This is a genomic window from Acinetobacter sp. Lyrl_1, assembly GCF_051948795.1.
Classification (GTDB): Bacteria; Pseudomonadota; Gammaproteobacteria; order Pseudomonadales; family Moraxellaceae; genus Acinetobacter; species Acinetobacter towneri.
Map to the genome: position 1 here is coordinate 1 of NZ_JAYJLK010000044.1, position 18,397 is coordinate 18,397.

Sequence of the window (18,397 nt, forward strand, 5' to 3'; positions counted from 1 at the left end):
CAGCTAATAATTATTCTCATTCTTTTGTTAAAGTTTAATGACGATTCCGCATATTTTTTTATTTCCCTACAATGTAGTGGTGCTTTGTCTTTGGCTTAGTCTAGGGTAAACAGCATTTTTTCATAATGATTTTGTGTAAATATTGTTCAGATCACATGAAATGTATCGTTTATAAACAAACAGATTGTGTTGAGTTTGAGTGAAAAATTTTAACTTTCTTAGGTCAGCATGATTGGTTTTAAATCTTAAAAAATAACTTATTGATTGCTAAATAGGTTATTTGATGCCGAAATTTTTTTGGCAAGATAGTGAGATCTTTTTTTGCGCACAATAATAATTTGAGCTTGAAATTCAAGTTCACCAAATTCAGGTTCAACCTGCACATAATGCAGTTGCCCAAACTCATCACGTACACGTGCTTGTGCAGAAAAACCAGGACGGGCATTACCACTGGAAATTGTGGCTAAACGTCCGAGTAAATCGACTTGGCGCACGCTATATTTGGGCTTAATCACTTGGTCTAAACAGTGAATCATGAAGACTGTAAAAAAGATGGCAATAATAAACGCTGGAATAATAATGTAATAAGCAGGAACGAAATGTTGTTGTTGTGAGTAAATCAAAAACTGTAAAAAATATCCTGCAACACTGAAATTCATCAGTAAAAAAACAAAAATCAGTACTTTAGAAAATTTAACATCTAAAAGTGGCGATTCTGTAATTCGTTGTGAAAATGCACGTTTGAGCAACTGACTTGGGCGAAAATTAAAGTAATAACCAATCGTTTCGACAGTGCTGAGTAGCAATAAAACAACTAGGCTGAGATGAAAGGGCATTAAGTTCAAATCAGATAAAAACTCATGCATGCGCTAAACTCACGTGTTGAAATATTTATAGGTGATGTTATTAGATGCAGATCATTGATCTAACTCTGCTTAGAGAGCATAGATAAATGATCTGGTTTTGTATAGAGCTAAGATTTGGAACTTTTCGCTTCTTTCTGAAAGTTGCAAAAAAGTTAGTCGTTGATCAAGTAAATCCCACCATCTGAATGAACGCTGATCTCAACTTTCTCAAGTGATTGACCTAAACATGGGCCAGAAATACATTCACCTGTTTCAACTAAAAATAAAGCACCATGCGTTGAGCATTCAATATATTCTTGGTCACGGTCTAAGAATTGGTTTTCTAAAAATTCTAATTCCACTTGTAGGTGTGGGCAGACGTTTTGGTAAGCGTAATACATGCCATCACGTTGGGTGATAAAAATTGTGTCACCATTTGGCGTTTCGTAGGCACGTGCTTCACGCTCAGGAATGTCTTCCATCATACAAATTTTATTCATTATGCAGATTCCTTTTGAATGCTATGCAAAAGTTTAGCGTAATCTTCTACCGCAAGACGAGGGCCGAATTGAGAAACCACTTCACTTGAAATCAGAATGGCAAGTTGAGCTGCAGTTTGGAAACCTAAGCCTGCATTGAGTGCATACAGGAATGAACCTGCAAAGGCATCACCCGCACCGTTGGCATCAACAGCAGTGACTTGACGACCTGGTACAGAAAAAGCGTTGTTGCCATCATAAATTAGGGCACCTTGTGCGCTCAATGTAATGACAATGTATTTGCTTTTTTGTTTTAGTTGTTCTAATGCCGCTTCAGCCGTTTCCGTTCCTGTGTACATCATGGCTTCTTGCTGGTTACAGAAGATCAAATCCACACCATCATCTAGTAACTCATCCAAACCTTCACGCGCATATTGCACCATGGCAGGATCAGATAAAGTCAGTGCAATTTTAACCTGATTGGCTTTGGCAATTTCACGCGCTTGTTTTACCGCAGCACGTGCAGTATCACTAGTAGATAAATAACCTTCGATATAAAGCCATTTTGCTGTTTTAAGTGGCTCAAAATCAATTTGTGTAGCAGAAAGTTCTGCGGTAATGCCCAAGTAAGTGTGCATGGTACGTTCAGAGTCATCACTCACAAGTACCATACAAGTCCCTGTAACGCCTTCACTGACCGATTTGGTTGTGGTGTGAATACCTGCTTCATTTAAGCCTTTGAGGTAAATATCACCCAATTCATCGTTACCAACACGGCAGGCATAGAAGGCTTGACCACCTAAAGCACTAAATGCAACGGTGGTATTTGCGGCAGAACCACCCGAAGCTTGGCCTTTATGTCTTTGTGTTTTAATTAAGTTGTTGTATAAATTTGCTTGTGTTTCACCATCGGTTAATTGCATAGTACCTTTTTGCAAGCTATGTTGAATGAGAAAGTCATCCGAGACTTGAAATTCTTGGTCAATTAATGCATTACCAATTGCAAAAAGGTCAACAGTTGCCATGTCTTTAAATCACAGTCAAAATTAAAAACGCTAAGTTTACACCAATGCTCAGGATTGCTGTAGTTTCATGAATAAAATTCAGCTGAATGAATGTTATTGATGAAAAATAGGGGTTTAGCAGAGTTATCAGGAAGGTTAGATGAACATCGAAATTAAAGAAGCACAAGAGTTACCAACGCAAATTCAGACTTTGGCCAAACATGCTGCTCAAGAAGGCTTTGATTTTGTCTATCGTTTAATTGAAGAATGGGAAAGTGGTAAAAACCGCTTTAATCAGCCTGGTGAGTTTTTATTGTTTGTTTACGATGGTGATCAATTGGTTGCATGTGGTGGCTTAAACCAGCAATGGAATGAGCAAGATATTGAAAGTCGTATTGGACGTGTACGTCGTTTTTATGTTTTGCCAAATTATCGTAAACATGGCGTAGGCAAACAGCTCTTGCAACATTTAGAGAAAAAAGCACGTGCTAATTTTTCGGCGTTGTGTTTAAACACTGATACCAAATCGGCAGCGCATTTTTATCAAAAACAGAATTATGTGTATGTCGAAAATCATCCAAACTATAGTTATTTTAAATACCTGATCTAGTTTTGCTTCTGCTACAAGCAGTGTAGGCAGCATTTTGTTGATACTTTGCAAATTTCAATCAATTTAGTCGGGTTTTCAACGTGAATTATCTAAAGAACTAAAGCTATAATGGCTTTAGTTTTTTATTTGCTTATTTTTAGGAGATCACATGACTGTAGATGTCACTGAAACCATTTCCCAGACTGTACATCCTGCGTTTCAGTTGGTACGTCAACACCATGTTGAAGCCTTAGACATTTTAGTGTCTGAATATAAACATAAAGTTACAGGTGCGGTGCATTATCATTTGGCGACAGATCATGATGAAAATGTATTTTTAGTCGCATTTCGCACTCAGCCGATGGACTCCAAAGGTGAGGCGCATATTTTAGAACATACTGCGTTGTGTGGTTCTGAAAAATTCCCTGTCCGTGACCCGTTCTTTTTAATGATTCGTCGTTCATTGAATACTTTTATGAACGCATTTACCGCGGCAGATTGGACGGCTTATCCATTTGCAACACAAAACAAAAAAGATTTCCAAAACCTGCTTGCGGTGTATATGGATGCGGCTTTTGCAGCCAATTTAAATCCTCTCGATTTTGCTCAGGAAGGTATTCGTATTGAGCTGGAAAATGGCGAGCCTGTTTATAAAGGCGTGGTATTTAATGAAATGAAAGGTGCGATGAGTTCGCCATCCGATCAGCTTTATCACCAATTGGCTTATCATTTATTCCCTGAAACAACTTACCACTACAATTCAGGTGGCGACCCGAAAGATATTCCAGATTTAACCTATCAAGAATTGGTAGATTTTTATAAGTCACATTATCACCCAAGTAATGCGGTATTTATGACTTTTGGCAATACGCCTGCATACGATTTACAAGAACAGTTTGAACAGTTGGCTTTGGCGAAATTTGAACAGGGCGAAACGTTGTATTCGAAGCCTGAGCGTCGTTTAGCTGCGCCAGTGGCAGTGACTGAAAGTTATGCAGTCGATGCAGAAGAACTGAAAGATAAAACTTATCATGTTTTGGCGTGGTTATTGCCTGAAGCAAGCGATATTAAATTACGCTTAGGTATGCGTTTGGTTGAAGGTGTTTTACTTGAAAATTCTGCATCACCACTGCGTCATTATTTGGAAACTTGGGCGCATGCACAATCTACAGGGCCATTGATGGGCGTGGATGATTCCAACTTTGAAATGACCTTCTTCTGTGGTGTGCAAGGTTCTAACCCTGAACATGCAGCAGAATTTCAGGCGGGCGTTTTAAAAGTTTTACAAGACGTGGCTGCACAGCCTGTGGATACGGCATTGGTCGATGCAATTTTGCATCAAATTGAATTGCATCAGCGTGAAATTAATGGCGATGGTATGCCATACGGGTTGAGCTTGATTTTAAATGGTTTAAGCAGTGCAATTCACCACAATGACCCAATTCAGGTGTGGGATGTAGATACCGCAATTGAACAAGTCAAAGAAGAACTTAAAGATCCAATGTGGTTATCACGGCTAATTCAGACACATTTAATTGATAACCCACACCGTGTGCAAATGACTTTGGTACCGGATGCAGAAAAATCGGCCAAAGATACTGCACTTGAAAAAGCACGTTTGGCTGAGATAGGCGCACAACTCACAGATGAGCAAAAAGCAGAAATCGTCGCGCAAACGGAAGCTTTAAAAGTCCGTCAAGATACGCCAGATGATTTGAATTTATTGCCAAAAGTTGGTTTGGAAGATGTGCCTGCAGCCTTGCATATTGTGCAGGGTGAGTTGCGTGAAATTATCAGTAACCGCATTGATTATCCTTTAAATTTATATCATGCAGGAACCAATGGAATTTACTATCAGCAAGTGTTGATTCAAATTCCAGATGAAATTGTACAATCGCCATACTTTAATTTGCTGTCCATTTTAATGGGCGAAGTGGGTGCAGGTGAATACGGCTATTTAGAATTGCAACAGCTACAAACCGCAGTTAGCGGTGGTTTGGGCATGGGTGCATCTTTACGTTCTAAAGTCGATGACAAAAATCAGATCAGTGCATGGCTCACATTAACCACTAAGTCTTTGGTGAATAATCTTGAAGCCATCCGCTTGCTGAAATTAGCATTTGAGCAATTACGTTTTGATGAAAAAGACCGCATTATCGAGCTGTTACAACAACGAAAAACCCGTTGGCAGTCACGTTTGTCGGGTTCGGGGCACAGTTATGCCATGCAAATTGCAGGGCGTCATCACAGTGCTTTGGCGCAGCGTGATTACAACAACACAGGTTTAGGCGCATTAAATTGGTTGGCTGACTTGGTTGCTAAAATTGAAAAAGATACAGCGGAGTACGAGAAACTGATTGCTGAATTGCAATTGATTCACCATAAATTACTGCAAGCACCTAAACAATTTTTGTTGGTATGTGAAGAACATCAATCTGACCGTTTGGTCGAAGAAGTTCAAGAAGTTTGGGATAAACTTACTGTTGCAGAAAATCCTGCTGCTTTAACTCAAGTTCCTGTAGATGATTCAGCGCAAGATCAAGCATGGTTGATTCAAGCCAATGTGCAATTCTGTGCAGCAGCGTATCCTGCGGTGGAAGTGTCGCATCCTGATGCTGCACCTTTGATGGTATTGGCTGCATATTTGCGCAATGGTTTCTTACACAGCGCAATCCGTGAAAAAGGCGGCGCTTACGGTGGCGGTGCAAGCTACGATGGCAATGCATGTTCATTCCGTTTCTATAGTTATCGTGACCCACGCTTGGCAGAAACTTTTGCAGACTTTGAAGCGAGTATTGATTGGTTATTTAATGCAGAGCAGTTGCCGCATCAACTTGAAGAAGCGATTTTAGGTTTGATTGCCAGCATGGATAAACCAGGTTCGCCTGCAGGTGAAGCGATTACTGCATGTTATGCATTATTGCACGCGCGTACACCTGCATTCCGCACGGTATTACGTGAGCGTTTATTGGCGGTGACTTTAGACGATTTAAAACGTGTTGCGGAGCAATATTTGCGTCAGCAGCAAGCATCTAAAGCCGTAGTCGCACCTGTGTCAAAACGTGAAGCATTGCTCGAACTTGGTTTTGAAATTAAACAAGTGAACTGATACGTGAAATAAAAACTAAAACTTAGGGGGATTTATGAGCGCGTTCAAACTGTTTGAACGCACAGGACTGTCGCTGAGTGTTGCCGCACTCAGCACTGTGTTTGTGGCGAAAACCTATGCACAAGACCCAGCTAGCTTAGTTGCACCTGCAACACCTGAAGCCTGTGTGGCTTTAGAGTCAAATGCTGATCGTTTGGTGTGTTACGATGCTCTGTTTAAAATTCCTGAAGCAGAAAAAACAGCGCTGATTAGCGAACGTCAAGCCGCTCAGGCACTTGCTCCTGCACCTGAAACTGTGAAAGAAAAAATTGCAGTGGGTGTGAGTAATTTATTTTCATTTGATGTACCAAAGCTTGATCCGAATGTATCTTTACTGGATAAGCGCTGGGAGCTTTCACCCGATAGCAAATTAGGCACATGGAATTTACGTGCTTATCAACCTGTGTATTTGATGCCTACTTTTTGGACGTCCGATAAAAATGAACGTCCACAAAGCTTGAATGAGCAAAATACCGTTCCCGTGGGTAAGGAGCAAAACCTGACCTCAATGGAAACCAAATTTCAGCTGTCTTTAAAAACCAAAGCGGTAGAAAATCTGTTGGGTGATAACGGTGATGTGTGGCTAGGTTATACCCAGTCATCACGTTGGCAGGTTTATAATGGTGATGAGTCACGTCCATTTCGTGAAACCAATTATGAGCCTGAAGCCAGTTTGATGTTCCGCACCAACTATACACTTATGGGGCTGCATGGTCGTTTATTGGGTGTGACGTTGAACCATCAATCCAATGGTCGTTCTGATCCATTATCACGCAGTTGGAATCGGGTGATTTTTAATTTAGGTTTTGAAAAAGACAATTTTGCCTTGATGTTACGTCCGTGGTATCGCATTGAAGAAGACCGCAGCGATGACAATAACCCTGAAATTAAAAATTATATCGGGCGTGGCGATATGTTGGCATTTTATCGCTGGAAAGAGCATGACTTTTCTTTGATGCTTCGTCATAGCTTAAAAGGCGGTGATGACGCGCACGGTGCAGCACAGTTTGACTGGGTTTTCCCAATCAGTGGAAAATTACGCGGTCATTTCCAATTGTTTGATGGTTATGGTGAAAGCCTGATTGATTATAACCACCGCGCCACCTATGTTGGTTTGGGTGTGTCATTAATGAATTGGTTTTAAGTAGATTAAGATTGATTTCTCATTATTGCTCGCTGAATATAAAACGCCAATCTTGAAGATTGGCGTTTGTTTTTGAAGTCGGATCGTATCCAGCTTTTATCCAACTTGAATATCTGCGGTTGGATGTTTAAGTCGGCTTTTTTGTGGTGTGGCGATTAAATAAGCCAAAGTCAGCGGCCCTAAACGACCTGCAAACATCAACAACATTAAAATAATTAAGCTGGCAGGTTGTAATTCACCTGTAACACCACGGGATAAACCCACCGTGCACGCTGCAGATACAGCCTCAAACAACAGGTCTAAAAAATTCAGTTTCGGTTCAAGGGCAAGTAAGCTAAACAAACCGAGGCAAATTAACATACCTGTGATGCTGATCACCGCCAAAGCTTTAAAGGTGGTACGTTCAGGTACAGCATGATTAAACACACGCACCTCATCTGAACGTCTTAAAAAACTGATCACACTTAAAATGACAATAATAAATGTGCCAACTTTAATACCGCCTGCGGTACTGAGCGAACCACCACCAATAAACATCAGAAGCATGGTGAGCAAGGTCGAGCTATTTTGCATACTTGCGACATCTAGACTATTAAAGCCTGATGAGCGAGGAACGGTAGCGTGAAACCATGCATTGAGGGCTTGATCGCCAATACTCATGGCTGCAAGGGTATGTGGATTATTGGCTTCAATCGCCCAAATCAGCAGAAAGGCCACAAAGTTTAAACCAGCAATGGTCGATAAAATCAGCTTGCTATTGGGTGAGAGTTTTTTCCAGCGTTTGGCACGTTTAATATCCATGAGTACCACAAAACCAATACCGCCAATGATATACAGCATACTAATAGTTAAGGTAATCAGGTATTGATCTGCAAAACTCATTAAGCTATTGGGAAATAATGAAAATCCACCATTGTTAAAGGCTGAAACACTATAGAAAGCCGCATAGAAAAATGCATCGCTAAATGGATAATCCTGCATCCATGCCAAGGTTAAAATAACCGTGCCAATCCCTTCAAAAAACAATGAGTAGAGCAACACGCTTTTAATGGTCATCGACACTTTAGACAGGTTGGTTTGCCCAATGGTGTCTTGCGCCATGATTTGTTGTTTTAAACCAATTTTGGATGACAAACTTAAAACCGCTAAAATCGCAAAAGTCATAAAACCTAAGCCACCACATTGTAACAACAACATAATGACCATTTGCCCAAATACGGTATAAGCATCGCCAATATTCACTACAGACAATCCAGTGATCGTCACTGCAGATGTAGCAGTAAATAAGGCATTAATCCAACTCATCTCGCCATGATGGGAAATGGGCAGTTTCAGCAAGATTGTGCCAATGCTAATAAAGCTTAAAAAGCCCAGTGCCAAAAGACTGGGTGGGCTTAAATTGACAGTTTTGATTTGTTGTTTCGCTGTTTTTTTCATTCTGACTTAAATTGTTTAGATAAGCGTTTTAATGGTTCAAGTTGTCCTTCAACCACCAAAATATCATCTGTTTGTAGCATTAAATTGGATTCAAGCGTATAGAAAATCGTTTCGGCACGTTTAAACAGTAAAAGTTTAACTTCGGGTGCATGTGACATCAGACTATGAATGCGCGTGCCATGCAAGTTGTCTTTAATTTTTACTTTTACAATATAGTGGTTGTCGTTTAGGCTCATATAACGACTCACCATCGGATAACTCAGCGATTGCGCGATGCGAACGCCCATATCTTCTTCAGGGTGAATAATTTTACTTACGCCCAAATGGGTCAAAATCATGGTGTGCGCTTTACTTTTGGCTTTAACGTAAATTTTAGAAATACCCAAATTCTTTAAATTTAAGACACACAAAATACTGGCTTCAATATCTTCACCAATGGCGACCACCACTGCATCACAATTTTGAATATTCAGTTCTTCCAAAACGTGTTCATCGGTTGCATCGGCAATCACCGCATGGGTAATTTGATCGGCAATGTTTTCTACAAACTTTTTATTGCTATCAATCCCAATGACATCATGGTTGAGTTTGACCAATTGTGTCGCCACAGTTGCACCAAAGCTACCTAAACCAATGACAGCAAATTGTGCCATAGCATCATCCTGAAAAATTATATTATTCTTCCAATATTCTAAAATATTTTAGGGCTCTATACTGTAGCAATATGACTAAAAAACCGCTGAAATCAGCGGTTTTTTGCACTTATTGAGATGTGTGATCGGTTATTTTAAGAAACGCTGATAACCCAAGTTATTAGTAATCTCTTGGTATGGATAAGTGATCTTTTCCAAAGTTTCAATTAAACCATCTGGGTTCTGTTTGGCATCCGAAGCTTCTAAACCGACCAATACACGACCTTCCGCTGCACCGTGGTTACGGTAATGGAACAGGGTGATGTTATGGGTTGGGCCTAAGCGCTCCAAGAAAGTCAGTAATGCACCCGGACGCTCTGGAAATTCCACACGGAATAGACGTTCATTTTCAATATCGGCATGACCACCGACCAAATAACGAATGTGTAGTTTTGCTACTTCATCATCCGACAAATCATCAACATCGTACTGGGTTTTGAGTAACTCATAAATGTCGTGGCGTTCTTTTTCACCAGATTTTAAGCTGATGCCGACAAAGACTTGTGCAGCAGTAGCATCGCTGGCGCGGTAGTTAAACTCGGTGATATTACGACCTTGCAGCGCACGGCAGAAGTTAAGGAACGCACCTTTTTCTTCTGGAATGGTCACGGCAAAAATTGCTTCTTTATGTTCACCGAGTTCAGTACGTTCCGCAATATAGCGTAAACGGTCAAAGTTCATGTTTGCGCCACAGACAATTGACACAATATTTTTATTTTGCAATTGGTGTTGCTCGACATATTTTTTGATGCCTGCCAAAGCCATTGCACCTGAAGGTTCTACAATGCTGCGGTTTTCATCAAAGGTGTCTTTAATTGCCGCACAGATTTCATCGGTATTCACCAAAACTACATCGCGCTCAACAATTGGGCCTGATTGATCTGATTTTTGTAGTTGTAAAACTTCAAACGGTTTCTCACCAATTTGTGCGACAGCAGTACCATCGGCAAATAAACCCACTTGCGGCAAAATAACCCGTTCATTGGCTTCAAAAGCCGCTTTTAAGCAAGCCGATTCATCATATTCTACAGGAATGACTTTGACATGCGGTGCGACATCGCCCAAGTAGGCTGCAACACCTGCAATTAAACCGCCACCACCAACAGCAACGAAAACATATTCGACATCGCGCCATTGACGCAAAATTTCGTTGGCAATCGTACCTTGACCTGCCATGACCAATTCATCGTCATACGGTGGAATAAAAGTCATGCCTTCATCTTGGGCACGTTGAATTGCATATTTGTTGGCAACATCAAATGAGTCACCATGTAATACCACTTCGCCACCCAAGCGTTTTACCGCTTGTACTTTAATATCTGGCGTGGTTTTAGGCATAACGATAATGGCGCGAATGCCCAGTTTTTGCCCAGACAATGCTACACCTTGCGCATGGTTGCCTGCAGAGGCAGTAATTACACCACGTTCAAGTTGGTCTTTGGGTAATTGGCTAATACGGTTATACGCACCACGCAATTTAAAAGAGAATACAGGTTGTAAGTCTTCACGTTTAAAGCGAATGTTATTGTTCAGTTTTTCACTAATTCGTGGCGCTGCGTCGAGTGGGGTTTCGATTGCAACATCGTAGACCGTTGCTTGTAAAATTTGTCGAACCAAACGAGACAGCATGTTAATCTTCCATCTAACAGTTTAAAATAGGGGGTTATTGTAACAAACCCCTGCACATTTGCGCTGTAAAATCGGCAACAAATGTCAAAAATAGTTGAGTGAAGTCATGAGTCTGTATGCTACCCAAGATGAAAAGAAGCAAGCGGCTGCCAAAGCAGCATTAAAACATTTGCCTAAAGGCGGGATTTTGGGGGTAGGTACAGGCAGTACAGTGAATTTCCTGATTGATTTATTGCCTGAATTACAATTAGAAGCAGCTGTGGCAAGTTCTGAAGCGACTGCGGAGCGCTTAAAGAAACTTGGTATTGAAGTGGTCGATATGAACTCTGTGGGCAGTTTAGATGCTTATGTTGATGGTGCAGATGAAATTGACCGTCACATGCACATGATTAAAGGCGGCGGCGCAGCGTTGACCCGTGAAAAAATTGTGGCTTCTATTGCACGTAAGTTTATCTGTATTGTCGATGATTCAAAATGGGTAGAGCAGTTAGGACGTGAGTTTCCATTGCCAATCGAGGTCATTCCAATGGCTCGTTCTGCGGTAGCACGTAAAATTGTGGCTTTAGGTGGCGATCCTGCTTACCGTGAAGGTGTGGTAACTGATAACGGTAACGTGATTTTAGATATTTATAATTTAAATATTTTAAATGCGTTGGAATTAGAAAAAACCTTGAATGATATTCCGGGTGTTGTGACCAATGGTATTTTTGCCATCAATAAAGCAGATATTGCAATTGTAGCGACCAATAACGGCATTGAAGAACGTACTGCGGTTTAATTCGTCTCCCAAGTCCCTTGTTTTTAATGGGGGGCTTTTCTTCCTCCTTTATTAAAGGAGGGGTCGGGGAGGATTTAATAAAAGAACAACAATGACATTATCCGACTTACCTGAAATTCAAATCACACCACATGCAAAAGCAACACGTTTACGTTTGCGTGTCGAGCCGCATCAAATTCGCTTAACTGTACCGAAATATTGTACTCAGCGACAAATTCAGGATTTTTTGCAGCAATCTGAACAGTGGATGATTGAAACTTGGCATAAACAGCAGGCGCAGCAAGGACTTGTTCGGCGTGAATTGCCAAATCAGTTATCACTTTTTAATTTGGCTAAGCCTTTAAATATTCATTATCAAACACAAAAACACAGTTTTATTTTAGATTTAAAACAGCATTGCCTATGGGTTAGTGACCGCCAACCTGCGGCATATTTAAAAGCCTTTGTTATTGCTTATGCCAAACAAATGTTGCCGATATATTTGCAAACAGTCAGTCATGAAATTGCTTTGCCATTTAAACAGTGCGCAATTCGTCAACCGAAAACCCGTTGGGGCAGTTGCAGTACGCAACAGCATATTATGCTCAATAGCGCCTTGGTGTTGTTTCCTGAACAAATTGTGCGATATGTTGCTGTGCATGAGTTGGCGCATACACGACATTTTGATCATAGTCCTGCATTTTGGGTTGAAGTACAACGGCATGATGCGCACTATTTGCAGCATCGCAAGCAGTTAAAAACAACGTCTTTGCCTTGGTGGTGGTATCAATAAAAAAACCAACACCCACATGATAAGACTACAATGCAAAGGTGTTGCACGTATTGACTACAATCCAAATCATCTTTTATAAAATCAACAGAATAAAGAAAAACCCCAAAACCCTAGTAAAACAGTTTAGAAAACCAAAACTTCCTGTCATACTATAGCGTTAGCTTAAACATGCTTTTGAATTGAGGTAATGCACGTGATTTCAGTTGGTATTGTCGGTGGTACAGGTTATACAGGCGTTGAATTATTGCGTCTTTTGCTACGACACCCAAATGTGAAAGTAAATGTAATGACTTCACGTACAGAAGCGGGTCGCCGTGTAGATGATATGTTCCCAAGCCTGCGTGGACACACGGATCTGTGCTACTCAGATTTAAACATCGAAGAATTAAAAAAATGTGATGTGGTGTTCTTTGCTACACCCCACGGTGTTGCAATGCAACATGCTGCAGAGCTTGTAGCAGCCAATACCAAGGTGGTCGATTTAGCAGCAGACTTCCGTTTGCAAGATTTAGCACAGTTTGAAAAATGGTATGGCATGCAACATGCTTGCCCAGACATTTTAAAAGATTCAGTTTATGGCTTGTCTGAACTCAACCGGGAACAAATTAAACAAGCACAGGTGATTGGTAACCCGGGGTGTTATCCAACCACAGTGCAACTTGGTTTAGCGCCATTATTTAAACAAGCTGAAGCTTTAGTGAAACCTGAAAGTATTATTATTGATGCAAAATCGGGTGTATCTGGTGCAGGGCGTAAAGCCAGTTTGGGCATGATTTACTCTGAAAATGCCGACAACTTTAAGGCTTATGGCGTTGCGGGGCATCGTCATCACCCAGAAATTGTAGAAGCATTGGAAAATATTTCGGGTCAAAAAGATGTGTTTAATCACATTGTGTTTGTACCGCATTTAGTACCTATGATTCGCGGTATGCTCAGCACCATTTATGTAGATTTAACTGATGCAGGTGATGCAGCAGATTTACAAAGCCTGTATGAGCAGTTTTATGCCAATGAACAGTTTGTAGATGTCATGCCAGCCAACAGTTCACCAGAAACACGCTCAGTACGTGGCGCTAACCAGTTGCGTATCGCATTGTATAAGCCACAACCGAAAAAATTAGTACTTTTGGTGGCACAAGATAACTTGGTGAAAGGTGCAGCAGGGCAAGCAGTACAAAATATGAACCTCATGTTTGGTTTTGCAGAACATGCAGGACTTGAGGTGATTGGTTTATTACCATAAGAACACGTTTTTCAACTTCACACACATTTAGATTTCGATTTAAATGTGTGCTTTGAATGAATCAAAACAAGAGATGACGATGCATAACACCGATACAGAAACCACGTCACAGTCGAATTCAAGCATGACACCCTCATCTACACCGCCAGAAAAAAAGCCATTTCTTGAAAGCAATGCGCCTTTGGCAATTGGTGCTGCCATTTTAATTTTAGGTAGTGGCTTTTTGGGCTATTCAGTCGGGCATCGTCAGGGCTTAACTGTGGTTGGTTACGATGCCGATGCAGAACAACTGGTTGAAGTGGTGCAAGAACAAAAAACGCGTTTGGAAAGTCTGAATAAGAGCTTAAATGCTGCGGTTCAAGAACGCGATGTTGCGGTCAGTAACTCCAATGATTTGTATCAAGCTTTCACTCAAGCAACTGAAGATAAGCAACGTACTGAAGGCATGAGTGCGATTTATCGTGAAGTTTTGCGTCAACGTGGTGGTTTAAGCCTGACCGTGCAAAATCTTGGGGTGAAACCATTACCAGACAATGCTTATGAATATCAGGTCGATTTGGTACAAGTGAGTCCAAACAAGCGACGTGCAAGTGGTACGGTAGAACTGCGTTTAATTCAAGGCACAGAAGTGCTGGTTGTTCCGATGGAAGACAGCAATTTTAATTTTGATAATTATGAGCGTTTAACAGGGCGCTGGAGCATGCCTAAAGGCTTTAATCCAGACTTTATTGAAGTCCGTTTAAATGGCGCAACTCCTGTGATTAAACGCTTCAGTTGGAGCAAAGGCAAAGCCGTGGAGGCAGATTCTGCCTTTATTTCTGAAATTCCACAAGCAGAAGCTAGCGCTCAATAATGTGTGATATGTAAAACTTATGCGAACCCAAAAAAGATCCATCTGTTTAAATGAAATTAAAACCACTTTTCATCAATCTGGCTATGTCGATTGGCATTTAACCCCGCGTTTAAGTGTGGATGATGCAGGACATGAAGATGATGGTGATATTGCGGTACAAACTGCGCCGCCACAATTAAAACGCCCACCTTTATATGTTGTCGTTTTAATGAACGATGATTACACCCCAATGGACTTTGTAATTGAAATTTTACAACAATACTTTGCAATGAATCTTGACCAAGCGACTCAAGTAATGCTAACTGTACACTATGAAGGAAAAGGTGTCGCAGGGGTCTATCCGCGGGATATTGCGGAAACGAAAGCGAACCAAGTCAATAATTACGCTCGATCACAAGGTCATCCATTACTTTGTCAGATTGAGCCTAAAGATTAAGGGGGTTACATGCTCAGTCGTCAATTAGAAGTATCACTACGTTTGGCTGTTAGCATGGCTCGTCAAAAGAGACACGAGTTTCTAACGGTTGAACATTTATTATTGGCTTTATTAGACAATGATTCGGCAGTCAATGCACTCAAGGCGTGTGGTGCAGATGTTATTGTGCTGCGTAAAGAACTCGAAGAATATGTAGAACAACATACCCCTAAACTTGCTGAAAATAACGATCAGGCACCGCACCCGACCGAAAGTTTTGACCGCATTTTGCAGCGTGGTATTTTCCATGTGCAATCTAGCGGTGGTGACCGTACGGTTGAAGGCGCAGATATTTTAGTGGCAATGTACTCTGAACGTGATTCATTTGCCGTGTATCTACTCAAGCGTCATCAAATTAACCGTTTGACCTTAACGCAATACTTATCGCACGGTACACGTAAAGACGAAACGCAAGCGGAAGAAGAGGTTGAAGAATTAGATAGCGAAAGTTCAAGCTCTGCCAATGCTGGCCCGTTAGAGCTTTACACGCTAAATTTGAATACTGAAGCGCAAAAGGGTAAAACCGATCCGTTAATTGGGCGTGAAAAAGAAATTGAGCGTGCTGCACAAATTCTATGCCGTCGTCGTAAGAACAACCCATTGTTGGTGGGTGATCCAGGCGTGGGTAAAACCTCTATTGCCGAAGGTCTGGCGTGGCTGATTGTGAATGGTAAAGCGCCAAAACCACTCGAAAATGCCGAAGTATATAGTTTGGATATCGGTGCGTTGGTAGCGGGTACAAAATACCGTGGTGACTTTGAAAAGCGTTTAAAACAACTGTTAAATGCCTTGAAAAAGAAACCTGATGCCATTTTATTTATTGACGAAATCCACATGATTATTGGTGCAGGCTCAAGCATGGGTAGCACTATGGATGCATCAAATTTAATTAAACCTGCGTTGGCAAATGGTACTTTGCGTTGCATTGGCTCGACGACATTCCAAGAATATCGTCAGGTATTTGAAAAAGACCATGCACTTTCACGCCGTTTCCAAAAAATTGATGTGAATGAGCCTTCAATTTCAGAAACGATTGATATTTTACGTGGTTTAAAATCGAAATTTGAAGAATTTCACCATGTTAAATATGATGATAAAGCATTGGTGTCTGCGGTAGAGTTATCGGCCAAATTTATCAATGACCGTTTCTTGCCAGACAAAGCCATTGATGTGATTGATGAAGCAGGTGCGCAGCGCCGTTTAAGAGCTGAGCAAGATGATACTTTAATCACAGTAGAAAACATTGAAGATATCGTCTCTAAAATTGCACGTATTCCACCTAAAACCGTATCGAAAGATGATAAGACTGTACTTGAACATCTTGAGCGTGATTTAAAACGTGTGGTCTTTGGTCAAGATGAAGCTATTGAAGCGTTAGCATCAGCAATTAAACTGTCACGTGCTGGTTTAAAAACACCAGACAAACCAGTGGGTAGTTTTGTATTTGCTGGCCCGACAGGCGTTGGTAAAACCGAAGTTACCAAGCAGTTGGCAAAACTGTTGGGTGTGGAATTGGTTCGCTTTGATATGTCTGAGTACATGGAGCGCCATGCCGTTTCACGTTTAATTGGTGCACCTCCAGGCTATGTCGGTTTTGATCAGGGTGGCTTACTCACCGATGCGATTCATAAAAATCCGCATTGTGTGTTGTTGTTGGATGAAATTGAAAAAGCGCATCCTGATGTATTTAACCTATTGCTGCAAATTATGGATCATGGTTCATTGACCGATAATAATGGTCGTAAATCAGACTTCCGTAATGTGATTTTGGTTCTGACCACTAATATTGGTGCGGAAAGTATTTCCCGCGTGAGCATTGGTTTCATGGATCAAGACAACAGTAATGACAACCAAGAAGCGATGAAAAAAGCCTTCTCACCTGAGTTCCGTAACCGTTTGGATGGGGTCATTCAATTTAAAGCTTTACCTACTACAGTAATTGAAAATGTAGTGGATAAATTCTTGACTGAATTACAAGCGCAGTTGGATGATAAAAAAGTCATTCTTGAGGTTGATCAAGATGCGCGTGAATGGATGGCTGAGCATGGATATGATCGCTTAATGGGCGCACGTCCAATGCAACGTCTGATTCAGGAACACTTGAAAAAGCCATTGGCAGAAATGATTCTGTTTGGTGAACTTGCAGAACAGGGTGGTAATGTGGCTGTTTCTGTGAAGAAAGAGAACGGTAAGGCAGTCGGTTTGAAACTTGAAGTCTTTGAAGATCAAACGGCTGAACCAGCCTAATCAATCCTTATTTGAATTTTGAAAATAACCCATGTTGAACATGGGTTATTTTTTATGAATTCGCAGATGCGTGAACTTGAATCGTTACTGCTAAAAGAGAGACCACACAGGATTTATGGATTTTCAGATCACTAAAATTGCCAGCACAACGTTCTTGTTTTTTGTTACGGCAGTTATGGAAATATTAGGCTGTTATTTTCCTTATTTGATTTTAAATCAGGGGAAATCACAGTGGTTATGGCTGCCAACAATTTTAGCCTTAGCGGCTTTTGTGTGGTTATTGACTCTACATCCTGCGGCATCGGGGCGAATTTATGCGGCTTATGGTGGTATTTATATTTGTACAGCCTTGATTTGGTTAAAGTATGTAGATCAAGTCAATTTAACACGTTGGGATATGTTCGGTGGAATGATAGTAGTTTTAGGCGCATTGATCATTATTTTACAACCGCAAGGTTTAATACGTTAGGTTATATTTGGGTTTACGCATTAAACCTTAGGCATTAAATCTTAAAGCTGAGGTTGTTTTAGTTTTAAATACAGTTCAGTCTGCTTTAAATTGGCACTCGCTATTTGCCAATTGCACATTAAACTGGGTTTTTTCTGCACTGAGTTTTAAGTTCAATACATAGGGATTTACCCGTTGGAACTGATGCTCAAAAATAGATTCACAATTATGAATTAAGTTTTGTTTAATCATATTTTTGACATTGTTATAACCCGTACTTTCTTCAAACTGCGTGAAGTCAGGTGAAATAATCATGCCACGAATATTGATTTGTTTGTCTGTCGCCGTACTTTGTTCAATCACTGTATTTTGATCGACCTGATAAGGCATAGTACGAGAATCTTCATCACTAATGACATCTAAAATTTCATTTAAAGCGACGATATTTTGAATTTTATAATCTGCACTTAGAATCTTTTGTTGGACTAAATATTGATCTAATTCACTGGCTTTGGCATAGGGTGAAGCACTCGCGATCAGTGTAGTAGTGCACAGCGTAATTGTGGCAAGTGTTTTATCAATCATATTGTTTATCTAGGCTCTTTTAGAAATTT

General features: G+C 40.7%; 17 protein-coding genes. 10 read left to right on the forward strand and 7 right to left on the reverse strand.

Annotated features, from left to right (window positions below; genetic code table 11):
* Nucleotides 1-257: 257 nt before the first annotated feature.
* From VF675_RS11680 to VF675_RS11690, 3 genes are all read right to left on the reverse strand, one after another.
* On the reverse strand, nt 258-866 hold the full coding sequence (locus VF675_RS11680) for an OB-fold-containig protein (RefSeq protein WP_096900848.1): 609 nt from the start codon (nt 864-866) through the stop codon (nt 258-260).
* Nucleotides 867-1,018: 152 nt separating this feature from the next.
* Nucleotides 1,019-1,330, reverse strand: coding sequence for a Rieske (2Fe-2S) protein (locus VF675_RS11685; RefSeq protein ID WP_171287411.1), 312 nt, complete (start codon nt 1,328-1,330; stop codon nt 1,019-1,021).
* A 14-nt stretch (nt 1,331-1,344) separates the two neighbouring features.
* Nucleotides 1,345-2,349, reverse strand: coding sequence for an adenosine kinase (locus tag VF675_RS11690; RefSeq protein ID WP_004973415.1), 1,005 nt, complete (start codon nt 2,347-2,349; stop codon nt 1,345-1,347).
* Between the two features lie 139 nt (nt 2,350-2,488).
* Between VF675_RS11690 and VF675_RS11695 the strand changes: the two genes are divergently transcribed.
* The 3 genes from VF675_RS11695 to VF675_RS11705 all read left to right on the forward strand — a co-directional run bounded on the left by VF675_RS11695 (nt 2,489) and on the right by VF675_RS11705 (nt 7,209).
* On the forward strand, nt 2,489-2,938 hold the full coding sequence (locus tag VF675_RS11695; RefSeq protein ID WP_440205261.1) for a GNAT family N-acetyltransferase: 450 nt from the start codon (nt 2,489-2,491) through the stop codon (nt 2,936-2,938).
* Nucleotides 2,939-3,086: 148 nt separating this feature from the next.
* On the forward strand, nt 3,087-6,026 hold the full coding sequence (locus VF675_RS11700; RefSeq protein ID WP_440205262.1) for an insulinase family protein: 2,940 nt from the start codon (nt 3,087-3,089) through the stop codon (nt 6,024-6,026).
* A gap of 34 nt (nt 6,027-6,060) precedes the next feature.
* Nucleotides 6,061-7,209, forward strand: coding sequence for a phospholipase A (locus tag VF675_RS11705; protein WP_096900844.1), 1,149 nt, complete (start codon nt 6,061-6,063; stop codon nt 7,207-7,209).
* 96 nt (nt 7,210-7,305) lie between these two features.
* On the opposite strand, the gene VF675_RS11710 is transcribed toward VF675_RS11705, so the two are convergent.
* From VF675_RS11710 to ilvA, 3 genes are all read right to left on the reverse strand, one after another.
* A complete protein-coding gene (locus VF675_RS11710) occupies nt 7,306-8,646 on the reverse strand; it encodes a TrkH family potassium uptake protein (protein ID WP_131260875.1) in 1,341 nt (446 codons plus the stop codon).
* Nucleotides 8,643-9,299 carry a potassium channel family protein gene (locus tag VF675_RS11715; protein WP_004973425.1) on the reverse strand — a complete coding sequence of 219 codons (657 nt, stop codon included), beginning with the start codon at nt 9,297-9,299 and terminating at the stop codon, nt 8,643-8,645. The genes VF675_RS11710 and VF675_RS11715 overlap by 4 nt, the downstream gene beginning before the upstream one ends.
* Before the next feature lie 129 nt (nt 9,300-9,428).
* Nucleotides 9,429-10,967 carry a threonine ammonia-lyase, biosynthetic gene (ilvA, locus tag VF675_RS11720; protein ID WP_019837302.1) on the reverse strand — a complete coding sequence of 513 codons (1,539 nt, stop codon included), beginning with the start codon at nt 10,965-10,967 and terminating at the stop codon, nt 9,429-9,431.
* 106 nt (nt 10,968-11,073) lie between these two features.
* On the opposite strand from ilvA, the gene rpiA reads away from it, so the two are divergent.
* The 7 genes from rpiA to VF675_RS11755 all read left to right on the forward strand — a co-directional run bounded on the left by rpiA (nt 11,074) and on the right by VF675_RS11755 (nt 17,804).
* Nucleotides 11,074-11,745 (forward strand): ribose-5-phosphate isomerase RpiA, encoded by a 672-nt coding sequence (rpiA, locus tag VF675_RS11725; RefSeq protein WP_004973429.1) that lies wholly within the window; start codon nt 11,074-11,076, stop codon nt 11,743-11,745.
* A gap of 91 nt (nt 11,746-11,836) precedes the next feature.
* Nucleotides 11,837-12,517 (forward strand): M48 family metallopeptidase, encoded by a 681-nt coding sequence (locus VF675_RS11730; RefSeq protein ID WP_004973431.1) that lies wholly within the window; start codon nt 11,837-11,839, stop codon nt 12,515-12,517.
* Between the two features lie 187 nt (nt 12,518-12,704).
* A complete protein-coding gene (gene argC, locus VF675_RS11735; protein WP_440205263.1) occupies nt 12,705-13,760 on the forward strand; it encodes an N-acetyl-gamma-glutamyl-phosphate reductase in 1,056 nt (351 codons plus the stop codon).
* Nucleotides 13,761-13,839: 79 nt separating this feature from the next.
* On the forward strand, nt 13,840-14,613 hold the full coding sequence (locus VF675_RS11740) for a DUF6776 family protein (protein WP_096901621.1): 774 nt from the start codon (nt 13,840-13,842) through the stop codon (nt 14,611-14,613).
* Nucleotides 14,614-14,632: 19 nt separating this feature from the next.
* Nucleotides 14,633-15,049 (forward strand): ATP-dependent Clp protease adapter ClpS, encoded by a 417-nt coding sequence (gene clpS, locus VF675_RS11745; RefSeq protein ID WP_004973438.1) that lies wholly within the window; start codon nt 14,633-14,635, stop codon nt 15,047-15,049.
* A gap of 9 nt (nt 15,050-15,058) precedes the next feature.
* Nucleotides 15,059-17,335: an ATP-dependent Clp protease ATP-binding subunit ClpA gene (gene clpA / locus VF675_RS11750; protein ID WP_004973441.1), complete on the forward strand. Its 2,277-nt coding sequence runs from the start codon at nt 15,059-15,061 to the stop codon at nt 17,333-17,335.
* 115 nt (nt 17,336-17,450) lie between these two features.
* The gene (locus VF675_RS11755; RefSeq protein ID WP_004973443.1) at nt 17,451-17,804 is read left to right on the forward strand and encodes a YnfA family protein; all 354 of its coding nucleotides are present in this window, start codon (nt 17,451-17,453) and stop codon (nt 17,802-17,804) included.
* A 75-nt stretch (nt 17,805-17,879) separates the two neighbouring features.
* Here VF675_RS11755 and VF675_RS11760 read toward each other — a convergent pair whose 3' ends face one another.
* Nucleotides 17,880-18,368 (reverse strand): hypothetical protein, encoded by a 489-nt coding sequence (locus tag VF675_RS11760; RefSeq protein ID WP_440205264.1) that lies wholly within the window; start codon nt 18,366-18,368, stop codon nt 17,880-17,882.
* Between the last annotated feature and the right edge of the window lie 29 nt (nt 18,369-18,397).

Bases quoted from the DNA above. Each gene is read 5' to 3' on its own strand.
- VF675_RS11680 (WP_096900848.1), bottom strand. From the start codon at position 866: ATGCATGAGTTTTTATCTGATTTGAACTTAATGCCCTTTCATCTCAGC.
- VF675_RS11695 (WP_440205261.1), top strand. From the start codon at position 2,489: ATGAACATCGAAATTAAAGAAGCACAAGAGTTACCAACGCAAATTCAG.
- ilvA (WP_019837302.1), bottom strand. From the start codon at position 10,967: ATGCTGTCTCGTTTGGTTCGACAAATTTTACAAGCAACGGTCTACGAT.
- VF675_RS11690 (WP_004973415.1), bottom strand. From the start codon at position 2,349: ATGGCAACTGTTGACCTTTTTGCAATTGGTAATGCATTAATTGACCAA.
- clpA (WP_004973441.1), top strand. From the start codon at position 15,059: ATGCTCAGTCGTCAATTAGAAGTATCACTACGTTTGGCTGTTAGCATG.
- VF675_RS11685 (WP_171287411.1), bottom strand. From the start codon at position 1,330: ATGATGGAAGACATTCCTGAGCGTGAAGCACGTGCCTACGAAACGCCA.
- VF675_RS11700 (WP_440205262.1), top strand. From the start codon at position 3,087: ATGACTGTAGATGTCACTGAAACCATTTCCCAGACTGTACATCCTGCG.
- VF675_RS11755 (WP_004973443.1), top strand. From the start codon at position 17,451: ATGGATTTTCAGATCACTAAAATTGCCAGCACAACGTTCTTGTTTTTT.
- VF675_RS11715 (WP_004973425.1), bottom strand. From the start codon at position 9,299: ATGGCACAATTTGCTGTCATTGGTTTAGGTAGCTTTGGTGCAACTGTG.
- VF675_RS11760 (WP_440205264.1), bottom strand. From the start codon at position 18,368: ATGATTGATAAAACACTTGCCACAATTACGCTGTGCACTACTACACTG.
- VF675_RS11730 (WP_004973431.1), top strand. From the start codon at position 11,837: ATGACATTATCCGACTTACCTGAAATTCAAATCACACCACATGCAAAA.
- VF675_RS11705 (WP_096900844.1), top strand. From the start codon at position 6,061: ATGAGCGCGTTCAAACTGTTTGAACGCACAGGACTGTCGCTGAGTGTT.
- argC (WP_440205263.1), top strand. From the start codon at position 12,705: ATGCACGTGATTTCAGTTGGTATTGTCGGTGGTACAGGTTATACAGGC.
- rpiA (WP_004973429.1), top strand. From the start codon at position 11,074: ATGAGTCTGTATGCTACCCAAGATGAAAAGAAGCAAGCGGCTGCCAAA.
- VF675_RS11710 (WP_131260875.1), bottom strand. From the start codon at position 8,646: ATGAAAAAAACAGCGAAACAACAAATCAAAACTGTCAATTTAAGCCCA.
- clpS (WP_004973438.1), top strand. From the start codon at position 14,633: ATGCGAACCCAAAAAAGATCCATCTGTTTAAATGAAATTAAAACCACT.
- VF675_RS11740 (WP_096901621.1), top strand. From the start codon at position 13,840: ATGCATAACACCGATACAGAAACCACGTCACAGTCGAATTCAAGCATG.